General features: G+C 66.7%; 25 protein-coding genes. 12 read left to right on the forward strand and 13 right to left on the reverse strand.

The window, feature by feature from the left end; all coding sequences use genetic code 11:
• Nucleotides 1-519, reverse strand: coding sequence for a 5-(carboxyamino)imidazole ribonucleotide mutase (gene purE / locus CWS39_RS10385; RefSeq protein WP_199178038.1), 519 nt, complete (start codon nt 517-519; stop codon nt 1-3).
• Nucleotides 509-1669, reverse strand: a complete 1161-nt coding sequence (locus tag CWS39_RS10390) for a 5-(carboxyamino)imidazole ribonucleotide synthase (protein ID WP_199178051.1) — start codon at nt 1667-1669, stop codon at nt 509-511. The genes purE and CWS39_RS10390 overlap by 11 nt, the downstream gene beginning before the upstream one ends.
• A gap of 130 nt (nt 1670-1799) precedes the next feature.
• Here CWS39_RS10390 and CWS39_RS10395 point away from each other — a divergent pair, with 130 nt between their 5' ends.
• Nucleotides 1800-2462: a GtrA family protein gene (locus CWS39_RS10395; protein ID WP_102142829.1), complete on the forward strand. Its 663-nt coding sequence runs from the start codon at nt 1800-1802 to the stop codon at nt 2460-2462.
• On the opposite strand, the gene CWS39_RS10400 is transcribed toward CWS39_RS10395, so the two are convergent.
• Both CWS39_RS10400 and CWS39_RS10405 read right to left on the reverse strand, forming a co-directional pair.
• A complete protein-coding gene (locus tag CWS39_RS10400; protein WP_102142830.1) occupies nt 2417-2935 on the reverse strand; it encodes a PH domain-containing protein in 519 nt (172 codons plus the stop codon). The genes CWS39_RS10395 and CWS39_RS10400 overlap by 46 nt on opposite strands.
• A 9-nt stretch (nt 2936-2944) precedes the next feature.
• Nucleotides 2945-3730 (reverse strand): biotin--[acetyl-CoA-carboxylase] ligase, encoded by a 786-nt coding sequence (locus CWS39_RS10405; protein ID WP_102142831.1) that lies wholly within the window; start codon nt 3728-3730, stop codon nt 2945-2947.
• Nucleotides 3731-4019: 289 nt separating this feature from the next.
• Here CWS39_RS10405 and CWS39_RS10410 point away from each other — a divergent pair, with 289 nt between their 5' ends.
• From CWS39_RS10410 to CWS39_RS10445, 8 genes are all read left to right on the forward strand, one after another.
• A complete protein-coding gene (locus CWS39_RS10410) occupies nt 4020-5669 on the forward strand; it encodes an acyl-CoA carboxylase subunit beta (RefSeq protein ID WP_102142832.1) in 1650 nt (549 codons plus the stop codon).
• Between the two features lie 133 nt (nt 5670-5802).
• Entirely contained in the window at nt 5803-6069 is a 267-nt protein-coding gene (locus CWS39_RS10415; protein ID WP_233213438.1) for an acyl-CoA carboxylase subunit epsilon, read from the forward strand.
• 28 nt (nt 6070-6097) lie between these two features.
• Nucleotides 6098-6733, forward strand: a complete 636-nt coding sequence (locus tag CWS39_RS10420; RefSeq protein ID WP_102142886.1) for a Maf family protein — start codon at nt 6098-6100, stop codon at nt 6731-6733.
• Between the two features lie 79 nt (nt 6734-6812).
• Entirely contained in the window at nt 6813-7031 is a 219-nt protein-coding gene (locus tag CWS39_RS10425) for a hypothetical protein (RefSeq protein ID WP_233213439.1), read from the forward strand.
• Between the two features lie 97 nt (nt 7032-7128).
• On the forward strand, nt 7129-8016 hold the full coding sequence (locus tag CWS39_RS10430) for a sulfurtransferase (RefSeq protein WP_102142834.1): 888 nt from the start codon (nt 7129-7131) through the stop codon (nt 8014-8016).
• Complete coding sequence (locus CWS39_RS10435; RefSeq protein ID WP_199178039.1) at nt 8013-8444, forward strand: SufE family protein; 432 nt, start codon at nt 8013-8015, stop codon at nt 8442-8444. The genes CWS39_RS10430 and CWS39_RS10435 overlap by 4 nt, the downstream gene beginning before the upstream one ends.
• 96 nt (nt 8445-8540) lie before the next feature.
• Nucleotides 8541-10337: an acetyl-CoA carboxylase biotin carboxylase subunit gene (locus tag CWS39_RS10440; RefSeq protein WP_102142836.1), complete on the forward strand. Its 1797-nt coding sequence runs from the start codon at nt 8541-8543 to the stop codon at nt 10335-10337.
• A gap of 84 nt (nt 10338-10421) precedes the next feature.
• Nucleotides 10422-10754, forward strand: a complete 333-nt coding sequence (locus CWS39_RS10445) for a hypothetical protein (protein WP_102142837.1) — start codon at nt 10422-10424, stop codon at nt 10752-10754.
• On the opposite strand, the gene CWS39_RS10450 is transcribed toward CWS39_RS10445, so the two are convergent.
• Nucleotides 10738-11295 carry a nucleotidyltransferase family protein gene (locus tag CWS39_RS10450; RefSeq protein ID WP_102142838.1) on the reverse strand — a complete coding sequence of 186 codons (558 nt, stop codon included), beginning with the start codon at nt 11293-11295 and terminating at the stop codon, nt 10738-10740. The genes CWS39_RS10445 and CWS39_RS10450 overlap by 17 nt on opposite strands.
• Before the next feature lie 359 nt (nt 11296-11654).
• On the opposite strand from CWS39_RS10450, the gene CWS39_RS10455 reads away from it, so the two are divergent.
• Nucleotides 11655-12095 (forward strand): STAS domain-containing protein, encoded by a 441-nt coding sequence (locus CWS39_RS10455; protein ID WP_102142839.1) that lies wholly within the window; start codon nt 11655-11657, stop codon nt 12093-12095.
• Here the strand turns inward: CWS39_RS10455 and CWS39_RS10460 are convergent.
• Together CWS39_RS10460 and CWS39_RS10465 are read right to left on the reverse strand one after the other, a co-directional pair.
• Nucleotides 12066-12788 carry an RNA polymerase sigma factor SigF gene (locus CWS39_RS10460; protein WP_431306111.1) on the reverse strand — a complete coding sequence of 241 codons (723 nt, stop codon included), beginning with the start codon at nt 12786-12788 and terminating at the stop codon, nt 12066-12068. The genes CWS39_RS10455 and CWS39_RS10460 overlap by 30 nt on opposite strands.
• Before the next feature lie 62 nt (nt 12789-12850).
• Nucleotides 12851-13285, reverse strand: a complete 435-nt coding sequence (locus CWS39_RS10465) for an ATP-binding protein (RefSeq protein WP_102142841.1) — start codon at nt 13283-13285, stop codon at nt 12851-12853.
• A gap of 349 nt (nt 13286-13634) precedes the next feature.
• Between CWS39_RS10465 and CWS39_RS29140 the strand changes: the two genes are divergently transcribed.
• Entirely contained in the window at nt 13635-13937 is a 303-nt protein-coding gene (locus CWS39_RS29140) for a hypothetical protein (protein ID WP_199178040.1), read from the forward strand.
• A 217-nt stretch (nt 13938-14154) separates the two neighbouring features.
• On the opposite strand, the gene CWS39_RS10475 is transcribed toward CWS39_RS29140, so the two are convergent.
• From CWS39_RS10475 to CWS39_RS10500, 6 genes are all read right to left on the reverse strand, one after another.
• Nucleotides 14155-14547 (reverse strand): STAS domain-containing protein, encoded by a 393-nt coding sequence (locus tag CWS39_RS10475; protein ID WP_233213440.1) that lies wholly within the window; start codon nt 14545-14547, stop codon nt 14155-14157.
• A 132-nt stretch (nt 14548-14679) separates the two neighbouring features.
• Nucleotides 14680-15891: a PucR family transcriptional regulator gene (locus CWS39_RS10480; RefSeq protein ID WP_233213441.1), complete on the reverse strand. Its 1212-nt coding sequence runs from the start codon at nt 15889-15891 to the stop codon at nt 14680-14682.
• A 240-nt stretch (nt 15892-16131) separates the two neighbouring features.
• Entirely contained in the window at nt 16132-16881 is a 750-nt protein-coding gene (locus CWS39_RS10485; RefSeq protein ID WP_102142844.1) for a GAF and ANTAR domain-containing protein, read from the reverse strand.
• A gap of 76 nt (nt 16882-16957) precedes the next feature.
• Nucleotides 16958-17254 (reverse strand): DUF4193 domain-containing protein, encoded by a 297-nt coding sequence (locus tag CWS39_RS10490; protein ID WP_102142888.1) that lies wholly within the window; start codon nt 17252-17254, stop codon nt 16958-16960.
• A gap of 76 nt (nt 17255-17330) precedes the next feature.
• The gene (locus CWS39_RS10495; RefSeq protein WP_102142845.1) at nt 17331-17555 is read right to left on the reverse strand and encodes a hypothetical protein; all 225 of its coding nucleotides are present in this window, start codon (nt 17553-17555) and stop codon (nt 17331-17333) included.
• 41 nt (nt 17556-17596) lie between these two features.
• Nucleotides 17597-18010, reverse strand: coding sequence for a hypothetical protein (locus CWS39_RS10500; RefSeq protein ID WP_233213442.1), 414 nt, complete (start codon nt 18008-18010; stop codon nt 17597-17599).
• A 96-nt stretch (nt 18011-18106) separates the two neighbouring features.
• Here CWS39_RS10500 and CWS39_RS10505 point away from each other — a divergent pair, with 96 nt between their 5' ends.
• A complete protein-coding gene (locus tag CWS39_RS10505) occupies nt 18107-18454 on the forward strand; it encodes a DUF6766 family protein (RefSeq protein ID WP_102142847.1) in 348 nt (115 codons plus the stop codon).
• The last annotated feature ends 7 nt before the right edge of the window (nt 18455-18461 follow it).

The raw sequence follows: 18461 nt of genomic DNA on the forward strand, positions 1-18461 counted from the left end.
CTACTTGGTCCCGCCGTCACCCAATAATCGGTCGCGTAACGCCTGGTCTTTGGCCAGCACCATCGCCTCCAGGTCGGCCTGAAACGCCGTCATCCGTGCCCGCAACTCGCCATCCACGGCGCCGAGGATCCGCACGGCGAGCAGGCCCGCGTTGCGCGCGCCGCCGATCGACACGGTGGCCACCGGCACCCCGGCCGGCATCTGCACGATCGACAGCAGTGAGTCCAGGCCGTCCAACCGGGCCAGCGGCACCGGGACGCCGATCACCGGCAGCGGCGTCGCCGAGGCCACCATGCCCGGCAGGTGCGCCGCGCCGCCGGCGCCCGCGATGATCACCTCGATGCCGCGGTCGGCCGCGCCGCGCGCGTAGTCGAGCATCCGGCCCGGTGTGCGGTGCGCCGAGACCACACCGACTTCGAACGGGACGTCGAATTCGGCGAGCGCGTCGGCGGCATCGGCCATCACCGACCAGTCGCTGTCGCTGCCCATGATCAGCCCGACCCTGGCGTTAGGTGGCATGTTCGTCCCATCCGTCGGTCCAGACCGCGTGCGATAACCAGTGTGCCGCCCGTTCGGCGCGCTCACGCAGGAAGTCCAGATCGGATCCCGTCATGTTGACGTGGCCGATCTTGCGGCCGGGCCGCTCGGCCTTGCCGTAGAGGTGGATCTTCGCGTCGGGTAGCCGCGCGAACAGATGGTGCACGCGTTCGTCCATCGACATCGCGGGCGTCTGCGGTGCGCCAAGCACGTTGGCCATCACCGTGACCGGCGTGATTGCACCGGTATCGCCGAGCGGATAGTCCAGCACCGCCCGCAGGTGCTGTTCGAACTGGCTGGTGACCGCGCCGTCCATCGTCCAGTGCCCGGAGTTGTGCGGCCGCATCGCCAACTCGTTGACGAGCAGCCCGCCCTCGACTGTCTCGAACAACTCCACGGCGAGCACCCCGATGACCCCTAGTTCAGAGGCCAGCCGCAACGCCAATTCCTGTGCCGCCGAACCTAATTCGTCGGGCAGCTCCGGCGCTGGCGCCAGCACCAGCACGCAGATCCCGTCGCGCTGAACGGTTTCCACCACCGGCCAGGCCGCGCCCTGCCCGAACGGCGATCGCGCCACCAGCGCGGCCAGTTCCCGCCGCATCGCCACCCGTTCCTCGACCAGCACCGCCACCCCGTCGGCCAGGTACCGGCCCGCGATCTCGCGCGCCTGCGCCAGATCATCGGCCATCATCACGCCCTTACCGTCGTAGCCGCCGCGCACAGTCTTGATCACCACCGGCCCGTCGACGCGGCGGACGAACTCCTCGACGTCGTCGACGCTCTCGACTGCGGCATAGCGCGGTATCGGCGCGCCCATGGCCTCGAGCCGGCGCCGCATCACCAGCTTGTCCTGGGCGTGCACCAGCGCCTGCGGTGGCGGCGCCACGTTGACGCCCTCGGCGACGAGCTTCTCCAACAGCGCGGTCGGCACGTGCTCGTGGTCGAAGGTCAACACCGTGGCGCCCTCGGCGGCTCGGCGCAGATCGTCTAAATCGGTGTGCGAGCCGAGCACGATGTCGGGGCTGACTTGGGCGGCGGGCTCGTCGGTCTCGGCGACCTGGACGCGCAGCGTCTGGCCCAGCGCGATGGCGGCCTGATGCGTCATCCTGGCCAGCTGACCACCGCCGATCATGGCCACAACGGGCGGGTCATTGGGATTTCTCGGCACGATGCCTATGGTGTCATGATCGTGGCCGGGGCATTGACCTGCGGTTAAGGCAGGGTTGGGCGCACTTTGCGCCGTTTACGTACACTGCCTACCTGTGTCCTTCGCTGATGCCACCATCGCGCGGCTGCCGCGACCGATTCGCCCGTACGCCGAGGCGCATCACGAGCTCATCAAATTCGCCATCGTCGGGGCGACGACGTTCGTCATCGACTCGGCGATCTTCTACACGCTGAAGCTGACCGTTCTGGAGCCCAAGCCGGTGACCGCGAAGGTCATCGCCGGCATCGTCGCGGTGATCGCGTCCTACATCCTCAACCGCGAGTGGAGCTTCCGGGACCGCGGCGGGCGTGAGCGGCATCACGAGGCCTTGTTGTTCTTCGCGTTCAGCGGCCTGGGGGTGCTGCTGTCGATGGCCCCGCTGGCGTTCTCCAGCTATGTGCTGGGGCTGCGGGTGCCCGAGGTGTCGCTGACGGTGGAGAACATCGCCGACTTCATCTCCGCCTACATCCTGGGCAACTTGCTGCAGATGGCGTTCCGGTTCTGGGCGTTTCGTCGCTGGGTGTTCCCCGACGAGTTCGGCCGCAGCCCGGACAAGGCGCTCGAGTCCACGCTCACCGACGGCGGCATCGCCGAAGCGATCGAGGATCACATCGAGCACGGCGGCACCGTCACACCGCTGCGCCGGCCCAGCCGACGGGCCCGGCGGTTGGCTCAGCTGGGCGACTCCTCAGAGCCCAGGGTGTCGAAAACTTCGTGATACAGCAGTGAGTGCACCTGTTCCACGCGCGGAATGTCGTGGAACTCCAAGGGATCCTGCGACGCCGATTCGATGATCAGCGTTCCGGTGCGCACGATGCGGTCGATGAGGCCATGCCGGAACTCCACACTGTTGATCCGCGCGAGCGGGATGTCGATTCCGGCGCGGGTGAGTAGGCCGTGGCGGAACATCACCCGGCGGTCGGTGATGACGAAATGCGTTGTCATCCAACTCAAGAACGGCCACAGGGTGAGCCATCCGATGACGATCAACCAGATCGCGCCGATGACGGCGAAGATGACGTTCTTGGCCGTCGGGTCCCAGTCCATTCTGTTGACGACGGCCGCGGCGAACGCGGCGACCGCGGTGGCGAGGATCAGCACCAGCACCGGGCCGATCAACCGCTTCCAGTGCGGGTGCCGATGCAGCACTACCTGCTCGTCTTTGGCGAGGACGTTATCCGGGTAGCCCACGCGAGAACTTTACGACTCGAGCGGGCGCAGATGCGTGATATCGCCGGCCGAGACGGTGACGGTGTCACCGTCGGTTCTGATCACGAGCCGGCCCAGTTCGTCGACGGCCTCGGCGACGCCCTCGACGGTGCGGTCACCGGGGAGACTGGCGCGCACCGGGTTTCGCAGGGTGACGCTGTGGCGGCGGTAGTCGGCAGCCAGAGACTCGTCGCCGCGGCGCCAGCTGTCGATGCGAGTGCCCAGATGCCGAAGAACCGCCTGCGCCAACGCATTTCGGTCAGCTGACGCACCGAGCATCGTCAGTGACGTCGCCACCGGATCGGGGGCCTCGTCGGCGGTCATCGAGACGTTCAGGCCGAGGCCGATGACGACGACGCCTTGCGGTGAGGCCACTTCGGCCAGAATGCCCGCCAGCTTGCCGGTGCCCACCAAGACGTCGTTGGGCCATTTCAAACCGGCGGCCAGCCCGGCGACGTCGGCCAGCGCGTCGACCACCGCGACGCCGGTGGCCAGCGGCAGCCACCCCCACGCGTCGGTCGCCACGCCCTGCGTGCCCACACCGACCGACAATGCGATCTGCGACCGGGCCGGCGCGGTCCAGTGCCGGCCGTGCCGGCCCCGTCCGGCGCTCTGGTACTCCGCCAGCAGCACCGCGCCGTCGATGTCCTCCCCCGCGGCAGCCCTGGCGAGTAGATCGGCGTTGGTGGAACCGGTCTCCTCGACGACATCAAGCTGCCGCCAGGGCGGTTCGAGTCCTTCACGCAAAGCGGTGGCGTTGAGCGGGGGTCTATCCATCGGTTCTGCCTCATATCGTCCTCAGTGGGCCAGAAAGCACATCTTCGCAGCCGCGTCGACGCTTCGCCCAGAACTGAGCGTGCGGTGGCTGTCTTGAGTGTGCGCAGGCCGCGCGATTATTCGACGATCTGCGCAGTGGCGACACGCTCGACGCGGTGAGCGCACAGTCGAAGTGGTCGATGCACTCTCGCTGCGCGCTCAGCTGCGACATTCGAACCGGACCGCGGTTCTTGGCATAACTCTAAGGGCGGGCGCGGTGGCGCCAGCCGCAGCCGATAGCATCGCTCCCATGACGAGCGTTCAGGACCCCTCGGCGCACACGGCCGAACCCGCGGCCGAGCACGAAATCGACATTCACACCACTGCGGGCAAGCTGGCCGACCTGAAACGGCGGACCGAAGAGGCGATGCACCCGGTCGGCGAGGCCGCCGTGGAGAAGGTGCACGCCAAGGGCAAGCTGACCGCCCGCGAGCGCATCCTGGCGCTGCTCGACGAGGACTCATTCGTCGAACTCGACGCGTTGGCGCGCCACCGCAGCACCAACTTCGGCCTGCAGGACAACCGGCCGCTCGGCGACGGCGTGGTCACCGGCTACGGCACCATCGACGGCCGCGAGGTGTGCATCTTCAGCCAGGACGCGACGGTGTTCGGCGGCAGCCTCGGCGAGGTGTACGGCGAGAAGATCGTCAAGGTGCAGGAGCTGGCCATCAAGACCGGCCGCCCGCTGATCGGCATCAACGACGGCGCCGGCGCCCGCATCCAGGAGGGCGTGGTCTCGCTGGGCCTGTACAGCAAGATCTTCCACAACAACATCAAGGCGTCCGGCGTCATCCCGCAGATCTCGCTGATCATGGGCGCCGCGGCGGGCGGACACGTCTACTCCCCCGCGCTCACCGACTTCGTCATCATGGTCGACCAGACCAGCCAGATGTTCATCACCGGGCCGGACGTCATCAAGACGGTCACCGGCGAAGAGGTGACGATGGAGGAGCTCGGTGGCGCGCACACCCACATGGCGAAGTCGGGGCTCGCGCATTACGTGGCGTCGGGTGAACAGGACGCCTTCGATTACGTCCGTGATCTGCTGAGCTACCTGCCGCCGAACAACTACGCCGACCCGCCGCGCTACGCCGCGCCGGAGACTGCGGGCCCGATCGAGGAAGCACTCACCGACGAGGACCTCGAACTCGACACGCTGATTCCGGACTCGCCGAACCAGCCCTACGACATGCACGAGGTCATCACCCGGATCCTCGACGACGACGAGTTCCTCGAGGTTCAGTCGGGCTACGCGACCAACATCATCGTCGGCTTCGGCCGCGTCGACGGACGTCCAGTCGGCATCGTGGCCAACCAGCCCACCCAATTCGCCGGCTGCCTGGACATCAACGCCTCCGAGAAGGCGGCCCGCTTCGTGCGGACCTGCGACTGCTTCAACATCCCGATCGTCATGCTGGTCGACGTGCCGGGCTTCCTGCCGGGCACCGACCAGGAATACAACGGCATCATCCGCCGCGGGGCCAAGCTGCTCTACGCCTACGGCGAGGCCACCGTCGCCAAGATCACGGTCATCACCCGCAAGGCCTACGGCGGCGCGTACTGCGTGATGGGCTCCAAGGACATGGGCGCCGACGTCGCCGTCGCGTGGCCGACGGCGCAGATCGCGGTGATGGGCGCCTCCGGCGCCGTCGGCTTCGTCTACCGCCAGCAGCTCAAGCAGGCCGCGCAGGAGGGTAAAGACGTGGACGCGCTGCGGTTGGAGCTGCAGCAGGAGTATGAGGACACGCTCGTCAATCCGTACATCGCGGCCGAGCGCGGTTACGTCGACGCGGTCATCCCGCCGTCGCACACCCGCGGCTACGTCGCGACCGCCCTGCGGCTGCTGGAGCGCAAGATCGCGCAGACGCCGCCGAAGAAGCACGGGAACATTCCACTGTGAGCGGAACGAACGAAGTGAGTGACGCGAACGATTCGGCCACTGTGAGCGGAACGAACGAAGTTGAGTGACGCGAACGATTCGGCCACTGTGAGCGGAACGAACGAAGTTGAGTGACGCGAACGATTCGGCCACTGTGAGCGGAACGAACAAAGTTAAGGCCGACGTTCAGGCCGAAGACGCCAAGGCCGACCACGAGGCCCACATCCAGGTGGTCAGGGGCGAGCCCACCGATGAGGAGATGGCCGCGCTGATAGCCGTGCTCGGCGCGGCGTCCGGTCCCGCTGCGGACCCCGGCCCGCGCGAGCGGAATATGTGGGGCCATCCGGTGGACAAGCTGCGCTACGCGATCTTCAGCTGGCAGCGGGTGACGCTGCTGGAACGGACACACATGCGGCGCTGATGAGCGCTTGCGCGAAGAAGAAACCGAGATGACCCAGCTCGTTCTGGGCTCGGCCTCGCCAGGCCGACGCGGCGTGCTGCGCCAGGCCGGTGTCGATCCGCTGGTGGTCGTCTCCGGCGTCGACGAAGACGCCGTTATCGCGTCGCTGGGTTCCAACGCCCCGCCCGACCAGGTGGTGTGCGCGCTGGCCCAGGCCAAGGCCGACGACGTGGTCGCCCGTCTCCCGGCCGACGTGGTCGCCGATTGCGTTGTCATCGGCTGCGATTCGATGCTGCACCTCGACGGTCAGCTGTGCGGCAAGCCGGCGAACGCCGAAGCCGCACGGCAGCAATGGAATTCGATGGCCGGCCGGGCGGGCATCCTTTACACCGGCCATGCGGTGCTTCGTGTGCGCGACAGCGCCGTCGTCCACCGAGAAACCGAATCAGCAATGACCACAGTGCATTTCGGCACACCGTCGGCGACGGACTTGGACGCTTACATCAGCAGCGGCGAACCGCTGCGCGTTGCAGGCGGATTCACCATCGACGGGCGGGGCGGCTGGTTCGTTGATCGCATCGAGGGCGATCCGTCCAACGTCATCGGCCTGAGCCTGCCGCTGATGCGGAGCCTCCTCGCCCGTGCAGGTTTGTCGGTAGGCCGGCTCTGGACCGAGCAGCCTTGACCAAATCGCAACATAACTAGGCGCGGCGCGCCGGGCCCAAACACTTCCTGAACCTCAAGTGCAGGTTGACACTGGGGCGATGCCAGTCGAAGAGACCATGTGGGACGTCTCGCTCACCCGCGACGTCGAAACCTACGACCTGGAGCGGCTGCGCGCCGCACTCGCCGACATCATCACGAAGCGCCTGGCCCCCGGCAAGCGACTGCTGCGGGTGGTGACGTGGTGCCCCGACCTGCTGCGGCCGCGACAGGGTGCCCGTCGCTACGCCGTCGCCTACGAGGTGGCGCTCAGCGTCTGACGCGCTCACCCGAGATTGAAACCAGAGACAAAATCGGCCCCAAACTTGTCCCTGAGTGCAATCTCGGCACCCCCGACCCCGGCGGTAGGCTCGCATTGTGCCGCTGCCTCCAGACCCCAGCCCCGCGCTGCAGGACTACGCCCACCCCGAACGCCTCGTCACCGCCGACTGGCTGGCCAGCAACCTCGGCCGGCCCGGCTTGGCGATCGTCGAGTCCGACGAGGACGTGTTGCTCTACGACACCGGCCACATCCCCGGCGCGGTGAAAATCGACTGGCACACCGACCTCAACGACCCGCACGTACGTGACTACATCAACGGCGAGCAGTTCGCCGACCTGATGAACCGCAAGGGCATCTCCCGCGACGACACCGTCGTCATCTACGGCGACAAGAGCAACTGGTGGGCGGCCTACGCGCTGTGGGTGTTCACGTTGTTCGGCCATCCCGACGTCCGGCTGCTCGACGGCGGACGCGACCTGTGGATCTCCAACGGCCGCGACAGCACCCTCGAAGTGCCCACCCGACAATCCACCGGCTACCCCGTCGTCGAACGCAACGACGCGCCCATCCGCGCCTTCAAGGAGGACGTCCTCGCGATCCTGGGCAAGGAGCCGCTGATCGACGTCCGCTCGCCGCAGGAGTACACCGGCGAACGCACCCACATGCCGGACTACCCGGAGGAGGGCGCGCTGCGCGGCGGTCACATCCCGACCGCGCGCTCCATCCCGTGGGCCAAGGCCGCGGAGGACAGCGGGCGGTTCCGCAAACGCGCCGAACTCGAAGAGCTGTACGGGTTCATCACGCCCGAGGACAAGACCATCGTGTACTGCCGCATCGGTGAGCGCTCCAGCCACACCTGGTTCGTGCTGACGCACCTGCTGGGCCTGCCCGGCGTGCGCAACTACGACGGCTCGTGGACCGAATGGGGCAACGCGGTGCGCGTGCCCATCGCGGTCGGGGAAGAGCCCGGCGAGGCGCCATGAGCATGCCGGCCGCGCTGGCCGAGGTGGTGTCGGACTTCCAGGAGGTGCAGGGGCAGGACAAGCTGCAGCTCCTGCTGGAGTTCGCCAACGAACTTCCGCCGCTGCCCGCCGACCTCGAACAGGCCGCAATGGAGCCGGTGCCCGAATGCCAGTCCCCGCTGTTTTTGCACGTCGACGCCGACGATCCCGAACGCGTGCGGCTGTATTTCAGCGCCCCCGCCGAGGCGCCGACGACACGCGGCTTCGCCGCGATTCTCGCGGCCGGTCTCGACGAGCAATCCGCCGCCGACATCCTGGCCGTGCCCGATGACTTCTACACCGACCTCGGCTTGGCCGCGTTGATCAGCCCGCTTCGGCTGCGCGGCATGTCGGCGATGCTCGCCCGGATCAAGAACCGGCTACGGGCGACCAAACCTACTGACGAGTAAGACGACCGCCTGATAACGGGCTCAGTTATGCCCCTTAAACTGCGCGGGATACATTCTTAAAGACGTTTCTTAGAGAGATGCCAACCAGGAGGCGAAGTGCCTAGTCACGCCAGCTCAAAGATCTCCAAGGTGCTTGTCGCCAATCGCGGGGAGATCGCGGTCCGAGTGATTCGGGCGGCCAAGGACGCCGGACTGGGAAGCGTGGCGGTGTATGCGGAGCCGGACGCCGACGCCCCGCACGTGCGGCTGGCCGACGAGGCCTTCGCGCTGGGCGGTCAGACGTCGGCGGAGTCATATCTGGACTTCGCGAAGCTGTTGGACGCCGCGGAGAAGTCCGGCGCCAACGCCATCCACCCCGGCTACGGCTTCCTGTCGGAGAACGCCGATTTCGCGCAGGCGGTCATCGACGCCGGCCTGATCTGGATCGGGCCCAGCCCGCAGTCCATCCGCGACCTGGGCGACAAGGTCACCGCCCGTCACATCGCGGCGCGCGCGCAGGCCCCACTGGTGCCGGGCACCGCGGACCCGGTCAAGGACGCCGACGAGGTGGTGGCCTTCGCCAAGGAGTACGGCGTTCCGATCGCGATCAAGGCGGCGTTCGGTGGCGGCGGTAAGGGCATGAAGGTGGCCCGCACCATCGAAGAGATCCCGGAGCTGTTCGACTCGGCCGTGCGTGAGGCCACCGCGGCGTTCGGCCGCGGCGAATGCTTCGTCGAGCGTTACCTGGACAAGCCGCGCCACGTCGAGGCACAGGTGATCGCCGACCAGCACGGAAACGTCGTCGTCGCGGGCACCCGTGACTGCTCGCTGCAGCGCCGCTTCCAGAAGCTCGTCGAGGAGGCGCCGGCGCCGTTCCTGACCGATGCGCAGCGCAAGGAGATCCACGAGTCGGCCAAGCGGATCTGCCGGGAAGCCCACTACTACGGCGCCGGCACGGTCGAATACCTGGTCGGCCAGGACGGGCTGATCAGCTTCCTCGAGGTCAACACCCGCCTGCAGGTGGAGCACCCGGTCACCGAGGAGACCGCGGGCATCGACCTGGTGCTGCAGCAGTTCAAGATCGCCAACGGCGAGAAGCTCGACATCACCGAGGATCCCGAACCACGCGGGCACGCAATCGAATTCCGCATCAACGGCGAGGACGCCGGCCGCGGCTTCCTGCCCGCTCCCGGCCCGGTGACCAAGTTCGTGCCGCCGAGCGGCCCCGGCGTCCGGCTGGACTCCGGCGTCGAGACAGGTTCGGTGATCGGCGGCCAGTTCGACTCGATGCTGGCCAAGCTGATCGTCTACGGCGCCACCCGCGAGGAGGCGCTGGCCCGGGCGCGGCGGGCCTTGGACGAGTTCCAGGTCGAGGGCCTGGCCACGGTCATCCCGTTCCACCGCGCGGTTGTGTCCGACCCGGCGTTCATCGGCGACGAGAACGGCTTCTCGGTGCACACCCGCTGGATCGAGACCGAGTGGAACAACACCATCGAGCCGTTCACCGGCGGCGACCCGATCGAAGAAGAGGACACCATCCCGCGGCAGACGGTCGTCGTCGAGGTCGGCGGCCGCCGGCTCGAGGTGTCGCTGCCCGGCGACCTCGCCTTGGGCAACGGCTCGGGCCCCGCGCAGGCCGGTGTCATCCGCAAGAAGCCCAAGCCGCGTAAGCGGGGTGCGGCGGCCGGCGCCGGCGCGTCGGGTGACGCCGTGACCGCCCCGATGCAGGGCACCGTGGTCAAGGTTGCTGTCGAGGAGGGCCAGGAAGTGTCCGCCGGGGATCTCGTCGTCGTGCTCGAGGCGATGAAGATGGAGAACCCGGTCACCGCCCACAAGGACGGCACCATCACCGGCCTCGCGGTGGAGGCGGGCGCCGCCATCACGCAGGGCACGGTGCTGGCCGAGATCAAGTAGTTCCAGACCCGCGAGACTGTTGTTACCGAGGAAAAGTGCGAGTGAGGACCCCGGTAACTACAGTCTCGCGGCGTACGTGAAGCTATGGAACCGGTCGAAATCAATGCCGGCGCTTGGTATTTGCGCGGGCTGCGCGCCGACGAGCTGATCGACGACCGGCCCGCGCTGGCTGATCTCGGCGAGACGGATCCGGACTATGTGACGCGCCGCAACGCGCAGTGGGCATCCGACAGCGGCTACTCCTGGGCGGTTTGCGAACCGACCACCGGCGAATTGGTGGCGGAGGTGACGGTGGATCCGGCCGCCGCGACGCTGCACACCCGCGCCCGAACCGGGTACGCCGACGCAGCGGCGGCAGGCGAAGAGTCGGTGCGCCGGTTCGCGGCCGCCGTGCTCGGCATCACCGTCCGGAACTGACGTCGTCGATGTCGACGCCCGTCGCCAGGTCGGCGCATTCGACGGCGACCACGTCGGTGCGCGCCCGCAGGAACGGCCCCGCGCCGACGTCGCCGTGTAGCCCGGCGAGCAGTTCGGGCCAATGCCAGCGCGCCACCACCACCGGATGACCGGGCCGGCTGCCGTAGTGGGCGCGTGCCAATCCCGACGACGACGAACGCGCCGCGGCCAGTACCCGTCGCACCACGTCGGCGCCGACGTCCGGGGTGTCGACGAGGTGCAGCACGGCGTAGCCGGCCGCATCGATCGCCGATAGGCCCGCACGCAGTGACGCGCTGAGCCCCTTCGACCAGTCCTGGGCGATCACCGCCCGTGCGGGCGGTGGCACATCGACAATCGCGGCCCCCAGTACTACGACCACGTCGTCGCATCCACCCTCATCCAGCGCCGCCACCGCGGACCGCAGCCACTCGCCGTCGCGGGCCAGTACCTTGGGCATCCCGTACCGGGTGCCCGCGCCGGCGGCCAGCAGCACGCCCGCAGCTGCGGATTCCGTCGCCATGCGGACCAGTGTGACTGCTCCCCCGCGAGCAGGCGGAGAATCGCATTACCGCCGGGCCAATCGTGCGATTCTGCGTCTTGTCGGCACGGGCGCGCGACTGCCTATTTACGCGAACGTAAGAGTTGCGAGCGGATCCTGGTGCCCTGAGCAGGCATTATTAAAAAGCCCTCATATCGATTGTCCGAGCGGCACGATTCGGCGTAGGGTTCTTGACAGGTTGAGTTCACAGCCGCCTGGAGACGTCATCGACGCTGGGGCAGGAACTCCCAGCCCCGCTTCGAGGGCTTTGAGGACGCAGGGCCTATCCATTGACGTGAGCCACAGTACGAAATACATGTATTCCGACTGATGGAGTCACCATGTCTACCGTTAATGCTCATCCGACTTCGCCGGAGCCTCAGACCGACCGCTTCGAATGCCACGAGGCCCGGTTCGCCACCCACCGGCCGCAGCCGTCGACGGCGGTGGTCAGCGCCCACGGCGACCTCGACGCGGCGAACGTCGAGGAGTTCGTCGACTTCGCCCTGCGCGACGCCGACCACACCGATCGGTTGGTGCTCGACCTCAGCGGCGTCAAGTTCTTTGGCACCGCTGGATTCTCCGCATTGCACACCGTGAACGTGCGGTGCGCCGGCGACCACATCGCCTGGGCGCTGGTGCCCAGTTCGGCGGTCACCCGACTGCTGGCGATCTGTGATCCGGACTCCACCCTGCCCATCTGCGGCAACGTGGAAACCGCGTTCTCGACACTGCACGAAGAACCACGCCCGCTATTGCAGCTCATCTCTAAGTCGCGCTAGCGATTTCGCCAGCAACCGCGATACATGCATCTGTGAAATGCCGACCCGCTCGGCGATCTGGGTCTGCGTCAGCGACTCGAAGAACCGCAGCAGAAGCACTGTGCGCTCTCGCTCCGGTAACGCAGCGAGCAAGGGCCGCAACGCTTCTCGGTTCTCGATCTGATCGAGGCCGCTGTCCAGATCGCCGAGTGTGTCTGCGATCGCGGGGGCGTCTTCACTACCGCTGCCCCCGCCGTCGATGGACAACGTGTTGTAGGAGCTGCCGGCGACCAGGCCCTCGATCACCTCGTCGCGATCCATGTCCAGCTCGTGAGCGAGTTCAGACGCAGTGGGGGCGCGGCCCAGCCGCTGCGAAAGCTCTGCGGTAGCGGCCCCCAGGCGCAGATGCAGCTCCTTGAGTCGTCGCGGCACCTTGACCGACCAGCTGTTGTCCCGGAAGTGCCGCCGGACCTCGCCCATGATCGTGGGGACAGCGAACGAGACGAAGTCCGAGCCGGCGTCGACGTCGAAGCGGATCACCGCGTTGACGAGCCCGACGCGGGCGACCTGCACCAGATCGTCGCGGGCTTCGCCGCGGCCGTCGAAACGACGCGCGATGTGGTCGGCCAGTGGCAGGCACCGCTCAACGATCCGGTCCCGCTGCGCCATGAACTTCGGCGAAGCGTCGTCCAATTTCTGAAGTTCGCGGAACATATCGGCGACGTCTGCGTATTCCGAGTTCGGCCGTGATGACGAACCCCGCGAAGACGAAGGCGTCACTGCAGCGAACTCGCTCTCCTCGTCGTCATCGAAATCCCGAACACCTGCCCCTCCTCCGGGCCCTGCCCGTCCTGGAAGGTGTGCACCTCGTCAGTCAATGAACTCAACACGTGCCAGCTGAAGCTGCCCGGCGTGATGATGTCGTGGGTCGTGCAGGTGGCCGATGCCTCGATGACCACGGCATCATCGCGAGGGTCGATCCTCAGCACCAGGGTGGAACCGGGAACGGCCGAGCGGATCAGCCGGGTGCAGGCTTCGTCGACCGCCAGCCGCAGATCCGCGACGGCGTCGAAGTCGAGGTCTTCAAAGGTGCCGACGGCAGCGACCAATGCCCGCAGGACAGCAAGGTTTTCCAGCTTCGCGGCGACCCGCAGCTCGATCGACCGGTCACCGCGGCCCTGCCCGTTTTCGTGATTTGCGACGTCGGCCATGTGACCTCCTGGCAATGTCGAAGCGAGACTACCCCAGGTCGCCCCCCAGCTAACCATCGGCACTCCGGCGACCCGCGCGTGAACAAGAGGACAATCCGCTGCCATGGACGAGATGTTCGCGCCGATGAAGGACTGATAGGGCCGTCGCGCGCGCCAACACCGTCCTCACCATCGTGTAAGTCAGGTACCCCCTACCCGTTGGATGTCAAACATGACCAGGTCCGGCTGCTATGGCTGCCAGGCGTATGTGAGCATCCGTTGTCGCCTGCCCTGCCAGCGCGCCCCCATACGGCTTTTTTGAACCTCCCGGGAGCACGCGGCCACGACGGCCGATGGCCAGACTGTGCCGATGAGCACCCGCGCGCCGCAACATGATCCACGACGAGCCGGCGCCCGCATCCTCGACACTGCCGAGGGAGTCATCATCGCGCTGCGCCGCTGCAGCCTGAACCAGGCGTTCATGACGATTGTGCAGGCGGCCAAACAGCACCACGTGGCACCACTGAGTCTGGCTGACGCGCTGGTCGCCATCGCCCAACGCGACCCCACCGACGATCTGGACCGCAACGCGGTGCGCGTCGCCCGCGAGATATGGGGACCGCTCCTCAACGGCCACCGACACAACGGGACGCCGTGCGAGGAGTTCGGTTGAGTTGAGGTGAAGCGACTGCGTCGTCGACGGTGTGACGGGCTTTATCTGCGACGACCCGGCGGAACTCGCGGCGGCGATGCAACGGACGCACATTCTCGATCCCGCCGCCTGCCGACGCCACGTCAAGGAACATTTCAGCGCCGAGCGGCTCGCGGTCGGCTACGAAGACGTCTACCAACGCGCACTCGCCGAGCCGAAGCGCCTGAGCCCCAACGGTCTAGCGGTTCTTCCGACCAGCCGTGCCGATCTCGTTGAGCGTGGGCACGATCTCGAACAGGTCGCTGAGATCGGCCTTGTTGAGCGCCGCGGCGACAGGACCTTGGTGAGCGCCGACGAGGCAGAACGGGATGTCGGATTCGCCGGCCTGCGTCGCAGCTGACGTCAGCGCGTCGAGTCCTGCGGCGTCGATATTGGTGACACCCGCGAGGTTCAGCGCGAAAAGCTCTGGCGTGCGCAGGAGTTCGTTGGCCACCGCGCGGCGCATCGGCGCCGTCGTATCGGACAGCAGCGGACCGTTGACGTGAACAATGCTGGTGTTTCCGGCAGAGCGTTGCACGTGCACCATGGCCGAATCAGCTGGCCTCAGCGGGTCCTGACCTTGATGACTCATCGGGCCTCCCGGCCGGCGGATGCAGATCACATGCCGGCTGTCTGTAACGGCAAGTGTGAGCACGGTATGCGATCGCCGCGCCGTCCCGGCAGATTCAAATTGAGTGCACCCGACTTACCCTGACGGGCCGAGTCAGCTCCCCGGAAGCACAGCGGGATTCAAGAAGCGCCAGGCCCGAGTAGCGGCGTGCAGGTTGAACCGGGTATCGACGTCGCGCAAGTCGTAGCCGGTAAGCCCACGGATACGCCGCAGCCGATAGCGCAGTGTGCTCCGCGCGATATGCAAAGCCGCTGCCGTCTCGTCATAGTTGCCACCGCATTCGAGGTACTCGCTGAGGGTCTGGACCAAGCCCGAGTTCTTGTTCTCGTCGTATTCTCGCAACACGCCCAGCCACTCATCCAGGTATTCCTCGACCCCGCCGACGGAATGGGCGGCGTCGATGAGCCGGTAGAAGCCGAGTTCGTCATAGGCAGACGCGCCCTGCGGTGAAGCGCTGTGCGATCGAATGTTGAGCGCACGGCAAGCTTTTCGAAACGATTCGGGAATTTCCGCCGGTGTTGGGCACACCGGACCGATGCCGATGGTGGACGCGCTGTCGCCCAGCCGGTCGCTGATCGAGGTGTGCAGGGCCGAGGGGTCGGGTCGGCCGTCGACCAATAGGATCACCATGTCGGCGTGGTGGCCGTGCACGTAGTTGAGGTGCTGTGCAGCGGCCGCCCGGCACGCCGCCGCGCTGAGTGCGCCGCCGCGGGCACGAGGATGCCGGATGGCCACGACATAGTGCGGCGTTCGCAGATCGTGCCCGACCGCGGCGGCCCGCGCGTATGCGGCCGATGACTCGGTTCCCGCGAGCAGATCGTCCAGCAGTTCGCGTCGGATGCTGGTTTCCATCTCGGCGAGGTTTCGCTGGTGGAAAAGCTCAAGACCCAGGATCACGCTGCCGTATTCGAGCGCAAAGAGGTCATCGTCGGTGGCCTCCCCCCGCTGGTCGACAAGCGACAGCACGCCGAGGATCTCCCCACGGGAGCGCACCGGCATGGCGATGCGGTCCTTCACACGGGTAGCGCCGCTGCGACTGGACAGCGTGTGAAGAAACTCGTCGCGGTGGGCTTCCGGTCTGGGATTGGGCGCCGGGCGTTCCGGACCCGCCCAGGCGCGCAGATAGCCGAAGCGGTCCTCCACACCCGCAGTGAGGCCGGTCAATTCGTACAGGGCATCGGCTATTCCCTGCTCACCGTGGCCCGCGGCCGCGGCGGCGGCGAGCTGCTGCTGGATGTTCAACCGGGCACGCAGATGTTCGACTTCGTCGCTGCGTTCATCGGTCGTGCCGGGCTGGTCGGTCATGGTCGTCGGGGAAAGGAATGCAACATCGGTACGTTCCTCAGAGGTCGAGCGAGGTTCTCCACCTGCGCGGTTGAACATGCCTAGGGCGCCGCAGGAAGTCGTGCGCGCGCCACAGCCGGGTGCGCGGGATACCTGGAATCGGTCGACAGACTCAGCGGCCGCCCCGCTGATGCGGCTGATTTTTAACCGCTGGACAGGGTGTCTCGATAATACCGCGCGGGCGGCGGGGACGCCGTTATGTCACTGCGCCTTCATCGACGTCACCGACTCCAGCAGCTGGCGGGCGATGTCGTGCACCTTGATGTTGCGCCGCTGCGATTGCTCGACGAGCCGCTGGAACGCCTCGTCGGCGGTGCAGCTGTGCACCGCCATCAGAATCCCCTTGGCCTGGTCGATCTCGGCACGCGAGGTCAGCGCCCGCTCGAGCTGCGTGACCGCGTCGCGCGACTGCTGCCAGCGGCGGGTGTTGGTGATCGCCTGTCCGGCGGCCACCGTGTACAACCGCATCAGGCCTTCGTCGAAGGGGTCGAATGCCGAGGCTGTATAGCTGTACACGTTGAGCGAGCCGACCAACTCCGTCGGCTCGTCACCGTCGACCAGCAGTGGAACCGATATGCAGGCGCGGATGCCGAGCCGACGTGCCGCCTCAGCGAACTCCGGCCAGTCGTGGGCGCCCTTCGCGATCTCGACACGGACCGGGCGCCTGCCGTGGACGGACTCCATGCACGGCCCGCGCCCCGACTCATACTGCGCGCGATCAAGATCGATGATCCGGTCGTCCGTGCACGCCGCGGTGCGGGGGGACTCCCCGGTGAGCACACTGATGCTGACCGCGTCAGCGTCCGGGATGGCTTTGGCGGCCGTGCTCGCCACCCGGGCAAGCACATGGTCCAGCGGTTCTTCGGAGGCGAATATGTCCCGCAGAGCCGCGATTGCCTCGGAGGTGGTGTCCAGCCGCGCTAAGGGGTCGGGGCGTTCCACACCAGCCATAATGCCTGGCTCCTGTCCACCAGCACGGCGAACACTGGCGCACTCGCATCCTACCGCGCGGCGCCAGGCAGCCCGGCTATGCGGCGCAATCGCGACAGACGGCCGGTTGCGCGCCGGGGTGCGCGAGGCGGCTTCGGTGATGCACGAGAAAGCAACTCGAGCAGACGAATTCGTCCTGCTGCACTGGTATCACCCGTACCGACAGCTCCTCGCCGGAGAGGTCGGCGCCCGGCAACTCGAAGGATTCGACGACGTCGGACTCGTCGACGTCGATTTCGGCCGGCTGCGGTTCTGCCCGCAGGCGCAGCTCCGGTAATTCGTCGTCAATATCGTCGACGACTGCGGCTCGCGGTGCGTCGTAATCGGTGGTCATCGCTGTTTCCTGTTTCTCGATTCGGCAGACGGACAGTCTGCGGTGCGCAGCCATCGGATGCCTGCTCCCCCGGGGGTCAAAATCTGCGTGCTGCGTCGCCCTGCATGCGCGAATCCGCCCCGGCCGCGGCGGCTGCGGTCGTAGGCCCGGCGCGGACGTCGGCCAACCAGCGTGGCGCCAGCACCACCCCGTGCGCGCTGTTCAGGATCGGGTCGAAGGTCCGCCCGGTCGCCACGATCCCGTCTGAATGAAACACCCGGGCGTCTCGCAGTGCAACCGCCCACTGGAACGGCGCGGTCACGAAATCCGCCGCTTCCCTAGGTAATTGGATGGACAACTACATCACTGGCTTCCAGACATGACTTCGACGTCTGACGGTCCGACATCGGCGGCGATCATCACTTCGGGTCGACGGAGTCGCCTGTGCCCGTAGACGTCGAGCGGCGTGAGGCAGCTCCAGTACCGCTCCGCATGGTCGCTTCGCACATCGCCGCTTTCGACCAATTCCCTTACCGCGTCGTAGAGATCGAGGTCAGAGACGAAACAATGCTGCGAATCGACCCACAATCGCAACAGCATTATTTCGCGCTGCGCCGCGAACTCGGCGACGTCGATCGCCTCGCCGTTGCGGGTGTCGACGAGGTGGTGCCCACACGGACCCGTGGGCAGGTACCCGTAGATGACGTTGTGGCGGCTCTGGTGGTAGATACCGACTCGCATGCCGGTGGTATTCACCGCAACGAGAAGTCCAAACATGGCTCGCAACGACCGTTTAGGAGATCGTCTAAGCGGGTATGCCGAGCGCCGCTGGACCTGGCTACACACCACAGTGGCAACGGGCAGGAGCGTGCAATGCAACACATTCGGCGATGGGGAGCTGTTTATCTTCTGTTGCTGCTGTTCGTCGGGTCGTGGCTGGGGCAATTCGTCACGCAGCTGCAGACTTTCCAATCTGAGCAGCAGTCGCACGGGCAGCCGTTCCTCTGGCCGGAGTACTGGAGCAGCTTCTTTGCAAGCACCTTCGAGAACTGGCAAAGCGAGTGGCTGCAGCTTGTGTTTCAGGCCATCTTGTTGCTGGGCGCCAAGCATTGGATCTTCAAGGTCGACGCCGAGGATTTGGAACGGATCGAGGCCAAGATCGACCATATCCAGGACCGACTGGGAATGCCTTCCCTGCCTTCGGATCCGGCGACCAGGTGAGCACGCC

The organism is Mycobacterium hubeiense (assembly GCF_002838065.1).
In the GTDB taxonomy this organism is placed as follows: Bacteria; Actinomycetota; Actinomycetes; order Mycobacteriales; family Mycobacteriaceae; genus Mycobacterium; species Mycobacterium hubeiense.